This is a genomic window from Streptomyces sp. NPDC054847 (assembly GCF_053610925.1).
Genome location: NZ_JBSGZJ010000279.1, coordinates 1 through 9,565 on the forward strand (window position 1 = coordinate 1; position 9,565 = coordinate 9,565).

A 9,565-nucleotide genomic window follows, 5' to 3' on the forward strand; every position below is an offset into this window, starting at 1 on the left:
GGTCCCGTGGGTGTCCCCCCACGCCGCCAGGCGTAGGGGGAGGAGCCCCCGAACACTGCGCGGAGCGCGGTGGCGGGTACGGGCGGAGCCCCCACGCGGCGGAGCCGCACATCGATACAGCGGGAAGGGGCGGGGTGGGGCACAGCCCCGCGAAGCGGCCCCACACCCGCTGCGCCCCCGCCCCCGGGAATCGCGTCAGCCGCCCCCCGTCCTCCCCAGCGCCTTCACGATCTCGTCCGCGTTGCGGTACGTGCCCTCCTCCGGCAGACCGCGGGCCTGGTCCACGACCGGGTCGGGGGCGTGGCGTTCCTCCAGGGCGCGCACGACCGCGGCGCGGTCCGCAGGGAACGTCGTGCGGTCCAGGTGGCGGGCCAGTTCGAGCCGCAGGGCCTCCGCCTCGGTCTGCGCGCGTGCCCGGTCGCGTTCCTCACCGGGCGGCGGGACGGGTCCTGACGTGTCGACCCGGACGTCGTCGTCCGCGGCGGGCTCGGGGTCGTTGGCCTCCTCGACGTGGGTGTGCTGCCCGGACCGGAGGTAGCCCTCCAGCTCGTGCTTCATCTCGTCGTCCTTGCGTGGGCTGACGGGATTGCTGCCTCGCTCGATGTCCCCCATGTCAGGAGCACCTCCTTCGTGCGTCCGTACGTCCGTGCAAGTCGCGCCGGACGATTACCCGCAAGGGGCGGAATGACACGAAACGGGCACTACTTTTGACCGGCGTGACGCGTGAGCAGCGTGCGGGTCTCCAGCGCGACCCGCTGCCCCTCGCCGGTCGGGACGACCAGTACCGGGACCGTCGCACCGGCCGGGCTGACGACGGTGTCCTCCCGCACGTTCACCGGCCGCAGGCCACCCGTGACGCCGAGTACGCCGAGACCCGCGCAGACCGCCTCGCGCACCTCCGGCTGGTCGCAGCCGATCTCGCCGGTGAAGACGAGAGCGTCGAGCCGGTCCAGCGACGCGGCGCAGGCGGCGACGCCGCGCCGGACGCCCAGGGTGAAGACGTCGAGGGCCAGGGCGGCCCGCCGGTCGCCGTCCGCCGCCGACCTTACGAGGTCGCGGGTGTCGCCCGAGGTGCCGGACAGGCCCAGCAGGCCGGAACCACGGTTCAGGGTCTCCGTGAGGTCCTCGGGCTCCATTCCGGCCGATGTCTGGAGCCACAGCAGCAGTCCGGGGTCGACGCTGCCGCTGCGTCTGCTCATCACCATGCCTTCGAGCGGGGTGAACCCCATGGTGGTGTCGACGCTGCGGCCTTCGCGCACCGCGCACGCCGAGCAGCCGCCGCCCAGGTGCGTGATCACGATGTGGAGGTCACGGGCAGGCCGGTCCAGCAGGGCAGCGGCACGGTCGAGGGCCCACGCGTACGACAGGCCGTGGAAGCCGTATCTGTGCAGCCCGTACCGGTCCGTCCACTCCTGGGGCAGCCCGTAGGTGCGCGCCGGCTGCGGCAGCCCGGCGTGGAAGGCGGTGTCGAAGCACACCACGTGCGCGGCGTCCGGCAGCAGCCGCCGTGTCGCGTCGAGGGCGGTGAGAGCGGGCGGCACATGGAGGGGGGCCAGGTCCGCGGCCCGGCCGAGCTCCGCCCTCACCGTGTCGTCGACGAGCGTGGGGCCTAGGAGCCTGGGCCCGCCGTGGACGAGGCGGTGGCCGGTGGCCGCCACCGGCGGGGCTCGGCGCAGCAGTTCCTCGATCACCTGCCGCGTCCCGCTGCCGGGGGCGTCACTCTCGTGCCGTGCGGCCAGTTCCCGTCCTTCGCCGTCGACCACGCTCAGGTGGAGGCTCGAGGACCCGGCGTCGACGACGAGCAGGTTCGAAGAGGTCGTGGTGCCGGCGTCCGTCATGATCCCCACGTCCATTCGGTGATCTCGGCGGGATCGACTCCCGTGCGCCGCAACTCCTCACGGAGCCGGTCCCGGTGGAGTGCGTAGCGGGATGCCAGATCCCCCGTGGCCGCCGGACGGCCGCGCAGATGCCGCAGTGCCGTGATCGCCAGGTCGTGACGGGAGACGCCGTTGCTCGCCAGCAGGTCGTACGGGGTGGTCGTGGTGCCCTCCTCGACGTAGCCGCGCACATGGAACCGGCCGGGGTGGGGACGGCCGTGCAGCAGTTGGTGCACGGCGGAGGGGTAGCCGTGGAAGTCGACGACGACAGGGAGTTCCGTGCCGAACAGGGCGTCGAAGTCGGCGTCGTTCATGCCGTGCGGATGCCGGTCCGGCGGCGCGAGCGCGCACAGGTCGACGATGTTCACGACGCGGATGCGCGCCTGCGGCAGGTCGTGGCGCAGCAGTTGGGCCGCGGCGAGGGTCTCGACGGTGGGAATCCCGCCCGCGCACGCCAGGACGAGCTCGGGGTCCTCGCCGCCGTCCGTCGACGCCCACCGCCAGACCGACGCGCCCGCCTCGCAGTGCGCGCGTGCCTCGTCGAGGGCGAGCCACTGCGCCGCCGGCTGCTTGCCCGCGACGACCAGGTTGATCCGGCCGGTGTCGGCGAGCACCCGCTCCATGGTGACCAGCAGGGTGTTCGCGTCGGGCGGCAGAAAGACACCGGTGACGGTGCTCTTCTTCGTGAGCAGGTTGTTGATGAATCCCGGCCCCTGGTGGCTGTAGCCATTGTGCTCCTGCCGCCAGCCCTCGCTGGTGAGCAGGTAGTTGAGGCTGCTGACCGGTGCCCGCCAGGGCACCTCGCGGGACATCTTCAGCCACTTCGCGTACTGGTTGAGCATGCTGTCGACGACGGACGCGAAGGCCTCGTACGTCGGGAACAGCCCGTGCCGCCCGGTCTGCAGATAACCCTGGAGCCAGCCCTGGCAGTTGTGCTCCGAGAGGATTTCCAGCACCCGGCCGTCGGGGGTGAGGTCCTCGGCGTACTCCTCGACGGGCCACACGTATCCGCGGCCGGTCGCCTTCAGCACCCCGTCCAGCTTGTTGGAGGCCAGCTCGTCGGGGGACATGATGCGGAAGTCGCGGGCGGCGGCGGTCCTGCGCATGATCTCCGTCAGCCAGTCCGCCAGCACCTCGTTGGGGCTCCCCTTCGCCGAGCCGGGGCCGTCCGGGACGTCGACGGCGTACGGCCCGAGCGGCGGCAGGTCGAGCGGCCGCCGCAGCCGTCCCCCGTCACTCGCCGCCTGCATACCGATGCGCCGATCGCCGGACGGGCAGGCGTCGAGCACCTCCGCGACCGGCCGGCCCTCCTCGTCGAACAGCTCCTCCGGGCCGTAGGACCGCAGCCAGGCCTCCAGTGCGGCGAGCTGCTCCGGGTCGTCGTGGACACCGTCCAGCGGGACCTGGTGCGCGTGGAAGGTCCCCTCGATGCGTTTCCCGCCGACCTCGGCCGGCGCTCCCTGTCCCTTGAGGCTGCGCAGTACGATCATCGGCCACGCCTGACGCTCGAGGATCCGCCCCGTCCGTGCCCGGCCCTGGATGTCCCGGATGCCGGTGTGCGCGGCGCGCACCGCCGCGGCGACCGGTTCGCCGTCCGGATCGTCCGTCACGTCGACGATGCGCGGGTCCCAGCCGTAACCACGGAACAGGGACGTCAGTTCGTCGTCGGACATGCTCGCGAACACGGTCGGCGAGGAGATCTTGTAGCCGTTGAGATGCAGCACCGGCAGTACGGCGCCGCAGGTCACCGGGTCGAGGTACTTCGACGAGTGCCAGGCGCCGGCCGTTGGGCCCGTCTCCGCCTCGCCGTCCCCGACGATGCACGCCACCAGCCGGTCGGGTGCGTCGAACGCGGCGCCGAACGCGGTGGACAGGGCGTAGCCCAGCTCACCGCCCTCGTGGAGGGTGCCGGGCACCGAGGGGGAGAGGTGGCTCGGGAAGCCGTCGGGAGCGCAGTAGCGCCGGGCCAGCTCCGTCAGCCCGGCCTCTGTCCTGGCCAGCGAGGGGTCGTAGTGCTCGTGCGTGCCTTCGAGCCAGAGACCGGCGTGGTTGGCGGGTGCGCCGTGTCCCGGACCGGTGACGAGGAGGACGTCGGCGTCCCGCTCGCGGATCAGGGTGTTGAGCGCCGAGTACACCATCGTGATGCCGGGACAGGAGCCCCAGTGGCCGAGGAGCCTGGGCTTCAGGTGCTCGGGCCGCAGCGGCTCACGCAGCAGCACATTGTCACGCAGGAAGATCAGCGCGGCGGACACGTAGTCCGCCGCCCGCCGGTAGGTCCGTGTCATGGTCTCACTCCGGCGGGGCGCCCAGCGGCATGGCCGCCAGCGCCTTCGCGGTGCCGAAGAGGTTGGCCGCCATCGCCCGGCCGGTCCTGTGCGACCAGTCGCGCCCCCGCTCGTCGTCGAGGTAGTCGGGTCCCGGCCCCGGCCCGAGGTGCCAGTAGGTCCACGCCTGGCCGGGGACGGTGTAGCCGATGTCGGCCAGCGCGCCGGAGATCTCGCTGATCACATGGTGCGCGCCGTCCTCGTTTCCGGTGACCACCACCCCGGCGACCTTGTTGTAGGCGACGGGGCGGCCGTCGTCGTCGGTCTCGGAGAGCATCGCGTCCATGCGCTCCAGCACACGCTGGGCGACGGAGGAAGGACGCCCGAGCCACGTCGGCGACGCGACGACGAGGATGTCCGACTCCATCAGTTTCCCGTGCACCTGCGGCCACTGGTCGCCGGGTCCGACGGCCTCGCTCACCACTCCCGGACGGATGTCCATGTCCACCGCCCGGACGAACTCCACCTCGGCCCCGTACTTCTCGAGTTGATCCGCGACGACCGTCGCCAGCGCATGGGTGTTGGAGGGCTCGGGAGACGTCTTGAGCGTGCAGTTGATCACCAGTGCCTTCATGGGGACACCGGTACCCGGTCAGCGCACCGGCACGCCGGGCGCCGCGCCGTTCGGGTGACGGCGCGATGTTTCCGCCGGCGCCCGCACGGTTACCCAGGACAGGCCGGGACAGCGGCACACACTGCACAGTGAGGAGCGGAACACCGACATGGCCAGTACGAAAGTGTCCGACCACATCCTCCAGCGGCTGCGTGAATGGGACGTCACCCACGTCTTCGCCTATGCGGGCGACGGCATCAACGGGCTCCTTGCCGCCTGGGGACGCGCGGACAACAAGCCGAAGTTCGTGCAGTCTCGCCACGAGGAGATGTCGGCTTTCCAGGCCGTCGGCTACGCCAAGTTCTCCGGGAAGGCCGGCGTCTGCGCCGCCACCTCGGGACCGGGCGCGATCCATCTGCTCAACGGGCTCTACGACGCGAAGCTCGACCACGTCCCCGTGGTGGCGCTCGTCGGGCAGACCAACCGCAGTGCCATGGGCGGGTCGTACCAGCAGGAGGTCGACCTTCAGAACCTCTTCAAGGACGTCGCGTCCGACTTCTGCGAGACCGCGATGGTCCCGGAACAACTGCCCAACCTCATCGACCGGGCGATGCGCACGGCCTACGCCCGGCGCACCGTGACAGCGGTCATCATCCCCGCCGACGTCCAGGAACTGGACTACAGCCCGCCGAAGCACGCCTTCAAGATGGTGCCCTCCAGCATGGGCCTCGGCCGGTACGCGCCCGTGCCCGTCGACGAGGACGTCGAGCGGGCCGCCGAGATCCTCAACGCGGGCGAGAAGGTGGCCGTGCTCGTCGGCCAGGGAGCCCGCGGAGCCCGCGCCGAGGTCGAACGGCTGGCCGACGTCCTCGGCGCCGGCGTCGCCAAGGCGCTGCTCGGCAAAGACGTCCTCCCCGACGACCTGCCCTACGTCACCGGCTCGATCGGCCTGCTCGGCACCCGGCCCTCGTACGAGATGATGCAGGACTGCGACACCCTGCTGATGATCGGATCCAGCTTCCCGTACACCCAGTTCATGCCGGAGCTCGACCAGGCGCGGGCCGTGCAGATCGACATCGACCCGCACATGATCGGGCTGCGCTACCCGTTCGAGGTGAACCTCGTCGGCGACGCCCGCGAGACGCTGCGGCGGTTGCTGCCACGGCTGCACCGCAAGGAGAGCCGCGCCTGGCGCGACGGGATCGAGCAGAGCGTCGACCGCTGGTGGGAGGTCATGCAGCGCAGGGCGGCCGTCGACGCCGACCCCGTCAACCCCGAATACGTCGTCCACGCGTTGGACGGACTGCTCCCCGACGACGCGATCGTCACCGCGGACTCCGGCTCCGCCGCGAACTGGTACGCCCGCCATCTGCGGCTCCGCGGCCGGATGCGCGGCTCGCTGTCCGGGACGCTCGCCACGATGGGTCCCGGCGTCCCGTACGCCATCGGCGCCAAGTTCGCCCACCCTGACCGCCCGGCGATCGCCCTGGTCGGTGACGGCGCGATGCAGATGAACGGGATGATGGAGATGCTCACCGCGGCGAAGTACTACCGCGAGTGGTCCGACCCGCGGCTGATCGTGGCCGTGCTGAACAACGGCGACCTCAACCAGGTGACCTGGGAGATGCGCGCCATGTCGGGGGCCCCGCAGTTCGAGGAGTCGCAGTCCATCCCGGACCTGCCCTACGCCGACATCGCCGAACGGATGGGGCTGCACGGCGTCCGCGTCGAGAAGCCCAAGTACGTCGAGTCCGCCTGGAAGCAGGCCCTCGCCGCCGACCGGCCCTTCGTCATCGACTTCCGCACCGACCCGGCCGTGCCGCCGATCCCGCCGCACGCCTCGCTCGACCAGATCGAGGCCGCCGCGTCCGCGATCCTGCGCGGTGACAGCGACCGGGGCTCGATGATCCGGCAGGGCTTCAAGGCCAAGGTGCAGGAGTTCCTTCCCGGCACCCGGCACCGCGGGGACCGGCCCGGCGCGACGAAGGACAGCGCCGACGACGACAGGTGACGGCCCTTCACAGGTGCCGCAGACCCGGGTGTCTCCCGTTCGCGTACCGGCCGTCCCGGGAGGATCGTGGGGAGATGACCACCACCATCGGAGCGGAGGAGGAGTTCTTCCTCGTCCGGGCCGACGACCGGTCCGTCGAACCGGCGGGCAGCCGCGTCGTGGCGCGGGCCCGCCGCACCGTCGGCGACCTGGTGTCCGGCGAGTTCCACGAGGGCCAGCTCGAGGTGCGCACCCCGCCGTGCTTGGACTGCGGCGAACTGCACCGGCACCTGGCGGCGGTACGGAAGGCGGCCGGCGCGGCCTGCGGCGCGGAGGGGCTCGGTCTGTGCGCCACCGGCACGCCGGTCATCGGTGGCGCGGGAGCCCGCGTCCTCGGCGACCACCCCCGCTACCGGGCGGGGGTGCGCCAGTTCGGCACCATGCTCGACGACTTCACCGTCTGCTCCGTCCATGTGCACGTGCATGAGCCGGACCGGGAGGTGGCGGTGCTGACGGCGAACCATCTGCGTCCCTGGCTGCCCCTGCTGGTCGCCATGAGCGCCAACTCGCCCTTCTTCGAAGGCCGCGACACCGGATACGCGAGCTGGCGGACCGTCGTCCGCGGCCGTTTCCCCGCGCTCAGCGCCCCTCCGTACGTCGATTCCCTCGCCCACTACCGACGCCTGACCGCGGCCCTGGAGGAGTCGGAGGCGATGCTCGACGCGGACATCCCGTTCTGGGACGTACGGCCCAATCCCCGTGTGCCGACGCTGGAGATCCGGGTCATGGACGTGCCGTCGGACGTGGCGGACACCGCCGCGCTCACCGCCCTCGTCAGAGCGCTGGTCGTGGACTGCGCCGAGCGGGTCCGGCGCGGCGACAAGGGGCCGCGCACCTGCGGCGAACTGCTGCGCGCCGCCTACTGGCGGGCCGCCCGCGACGGCTGGCCGGGCAGCGGCGTCGACGCGCTCACCGAGCGGGTGCTGCCTTTCGCCGTCCAGGCGGCGCGGCTGGTGGACCGCGTACGGCCGCGCCTGGACGAGTACGGCGACGTCGAGCGGGTCACCGCGTTCCTGCGGCGGCTGGACGAGCACGGGTGCGGCGCGCAGCGCCAGCGGGCGTCGTGGAGCCGCCGGTCACGGCCGGCCGATGTCGTCGACGACCTCGTCGCCGCCACGGCCGGGAAAGGACCGGTCAGCCCGGCGTGAGGGTCGTCACCAGGACGTCGCGGTGGGCCGGGAGGGCGGCGTCGACCGGCCGGATGGGCGACACGCCGTGCAGGGTGCCCCGGTCGTCGGAGACAAGCAGACTCGCCGGCTCGCACAGCGTGGCCGAAAGGATCTCGTCTCCCTCGGGACTGTAGACGGTGCTTTCGCCGCCGGTGGCGTTGTCACGGCCGACGAGCAGCGAGGACACCAGCGTGACGCCGTCCCGGTGCCTGCCTTCCGGTGTCGGCTCCCCGCCGCCCTCCGCCGTGGCGACGACCCGGAAGGGATGGACCTTGACACTCCACCACTCGGCCACGTCCAGCGCGCCCGCCACCCTGCCCAGCAGCCCGAGGATCCGGCGCAGCACCGGATCGGCGACGAAGGCGCCGGTCAGCGGATCGAAATGGCGGTCCACCGACTCGTAGAGCGGATTGGTGTTGTCGGGCTGGACGAACACGGTGTGGGGCAGCATCCGCAGTTCCCCGGTCACCGGCGCGAGGGAGAAGTGTCCGTAGCGCCGCAGTCTGCGGGTGCCGCGCCGGGCCGCGTACTCGTCCTCCGTGAGGTCCTGCCAGTGGGCCGCGAAGTGGGCCCAGGACGAGGCGTCGGCACCCAGGCACGTCAGCACGTCGTCCGGGGGCATGAGGTACGCGCCGGTACGGGCCAGTGCGCTGCGGGCCGCCTCCTCGGCGGAACGGGCTGCCGCGTTCGCGTCCGCGGGGTCGAGGAAACCGGTGTCGGTGTCCACGGTCTGCCACCGCCCTTCCTCCGGTGGGGTGAGATCTCGGGCTCAAGCCATCATCGGGCGGGCCCGCACCGGGCGCACGTCCGCACGGTGGGGACGCGGGACCGCGGCCCTGCGGCTCATGATTGGCACCCCCCGGTCCGGGAACCCGGCGAGCTGTACGGTCCGTGCCGGATCCGGCGCCGGGTCCGGCGCAGGCACGAACATCCGGCTCCGACGGTGAGGAAGTGGGCCCATGAGCGAGCAGACACCCTCCCAGGCGGAGGGCGAACGGCCGGAGGACGAGCTCCGCGCGAACTTCCCCCGCAGCACGCCGTCCCAGGCGGAGGGCGAGCGGGACGACGAGCCCGAACCTCAGCCGGAGGACACCCCCTCCCAGGACCGGCACGGCCCCAAGACCTGAGGGCGGCCCGGGCCCTTCCCCGGCGTGGCCGGCCTCCGGGCATGCGTCCCAGGGGTGGCCGGCGAGCTCCAGACCGGGCCTCGGCGTGGCCCCGGACTTTCGTCAAGCGGACCCGTACGGACCGCCGGCGTGGCTCTTCCCTGGCCAGGCCCGGCGAGCTCCGGGCCTGGGTTCGGCTGCCCCCTTGACTTCGTCCGACCTCGGCATGGCCTTTCCCGGCGCCGCCGGCGAACTCCGGTGCCGGTCTCGGCTTGGTCCCCGGGCGTGACGGCCGGGACGCGTGCGGACCGACGGCCGCGGCCCTTCCCCGGCATGGCCCGGTGACCTCCGGGTCTGGTCTCGGGTGGCCCGTCCCAGCGGCGGCCGGCGAGCTTCGGGCCCGGCCTTGGCGTGGCCCGTCCCAGAGGTGGCCTGCGAGCTCCGGGCCTGGTATCGGCGTGGCCTCCGGCCGTCGGTCCGGGCTCG

At 72.3% G+C, this 9,565-nt stretch carries 8 protein-coding genes; 3 read left to right on the plus strand and 5 right to left on the minus strand.

Annotation, left to right across the window (positions count from 1 at the left end; genetic code table 11):
* Window positions 1-195 precede the first annotated feature (195 nt).
* From ACWGH4_RS23850 to ACWGH4_RS23865, 4 genes are all read right to left on the minus strand, one after another.
* Window positions 196-612 carry a DUF2795 domain-containing protein gene (locus ACWGH4_RS23850; protein WP_453464267.1) on the minus strand — a complete coding sequence of 139 codons (417 nt, stop codon included), beginning with the start codon at window positions 610-612 and terminating at the stop codon, window positions 196-198.
* Window positions 613-701: 89 nt separating this feature from the next.
* Window positions 702-1,838 carry an acetate/propionate family kinase gene (locus ACWGH4_RS23855; protein WP_453464270.1) on the minus strand — a complete coding sequence of 379 codons (1,137 nt, stop codon included), beginning with the start codon at window positions 1,836-1,838 and terminating at the stop codon, window positions 702-704.
* Window positions 1,835-4,162: a phosphoketolase family protein gene (locus tag ACWGH4_RS23860; RefSeq protein ID WP_453464273.1), complete on the minus strand. Its 2,328-nt coding sequence runs from the start codon at window positions 4,160-4,162 to the stop codon at window positions 1,835-1,837. The genes ACWGH4_RS23855 and ACWGH4_RS23860 overlap by 4 nt, the downstream gene beginning before the upstream one ends.
* Window positions 4,163-4,166: 4 nt before the next feature.
* The gene (locus tag ACWGH4_RS23865) at window positions 4,167-4,775 is read right to left on the minus strand and encodes a flavodoxin family protein (protein ID WP_453464276.1); all 609 of its coding nucleotides are present in this window, start codon (window positions 4,773-4,775) and stop codon (window positions 4,167-4,169) included.
* A gap of 148 nt (window positions 4,776-4,923) precedes the next feature.
* On the opposite strand from ACWGH4_RS23865, the gene ACWGH4_RS23870 reads away from it, so the two are divergent.
* Both ACWGH4_RS23870 and ACWGH4_RS23875 read left to right on the plus strand, forming a co-directional pair.
* Window positions 4,924-6,765, plus strand: coding sequence for a thiamine pyrophosphate-requiring protein (locus ACWGH4_RS23870; RefSeq protein ID WP_453464279.1), 1,842 nt, complete (start codon window positions 4,924-4,926; stop codon window positions 6,763-6,765).
* Between the two features lie 74 nt (window positions 6,766-6,839).
* On the plus strand, window positions 6,840-7,952 hold the full coding sequence (locus ACWGH4_RS23875; protein WP_453464282.1) for a carboxylate-amine ligase: 1,113 nt from the start codon (window positions 6,840-6,842) through the stop codon (window positions 7,950-7,952).
* Here ACWGH4_RS23875 and ACWGH4_RS23880 read toward each other — a convergent pair.
* The gene (locus ACWGH4_RS23880) at window positions 7,939-8,700 is read right to left on the minus strand and encodes a 2OG-Fe dioxygenase family protein (RefSeq protein WP_453464285.1); all 762 of its coding nucleotides are present in this window, start codon (window positions 8,698-8,700) and stop codon (window positions 7,939-7,941) included. The two genes, ACWGH4_RS23875 and ACWGH4_RS23880, sit on opposite strands and share 14 nt — an antisense overlap.
* Before the next feature lie 232 nt (window positions 8,701-8,932).
* Between ACWGH4_RS23880 and ACWGH4_RS23885 the strand changes: the two genes are divergently transcribed.
* Window positions 8,933-9,100 (plus strand): hypothetical protein, encoded by a 168-nt coding sequence (locus ACWGH4_RS23885; RefSeq protein ID WP_453464288.1) that lies wholly within the window; start codon window positions 8,933-8,935, stop codon window positions 9,098-9,100.
* Window positions 9,101-9,565: the final 465 nt, after the last annotated feature.

Coding starts and splice junctions, on each gene's coding strand:
- ACWGH4_RS23850 (WP_453464267.1), bottom strand. CDS start 612: ATGGGGGACATCGAGCGAGGCAGCAATCCCGTCAGCCCACGCAAGGAC.
- ACWGH4_RS23855 (WP_453464270.1), bottom strand. CDS start 1,838: ATGACGGACGCCGGCACCACGACCTCTTCGAACCTGCTCGTCGTCGAC.
- ACWGH4_RS23860 (WP_453464273.1), bottom strand. CDS start 4,162: ATGACACGGACCTACCGGCGGGCGGCGGACTACGTGTCCGCCGCGCTG.
- ACWGH4_RS23865 (WP_453464276.1), bottom strand. CDS start 4,775: ATGAAGGCACTGGTGATCAACTGCACGCTCAAGACGTCTCCCGAGCCC.
- ACWGH4_RS23870 (WP_453464279.1), top strand. CDS start 4,924: ATGGCCAGTACGAAAGTGTCCGACCACATCCTCCAGCGGCTGCGTGAA.
- ACWGH4_RS23875 (WP_453464282.1), top strand. CDS start 6,840: ATGACCACCACCATCGGAGCGGAGGAGGAGTTCTTCCTCGTCCGGGCC.
- ACWGH4_RS23885 (WP_453464288.1), top strand. CDS start 8,933: ATGAGCGAGCAGACACCCTCCCAGGCGGAGGGCGAACGGCCGGAGGAC.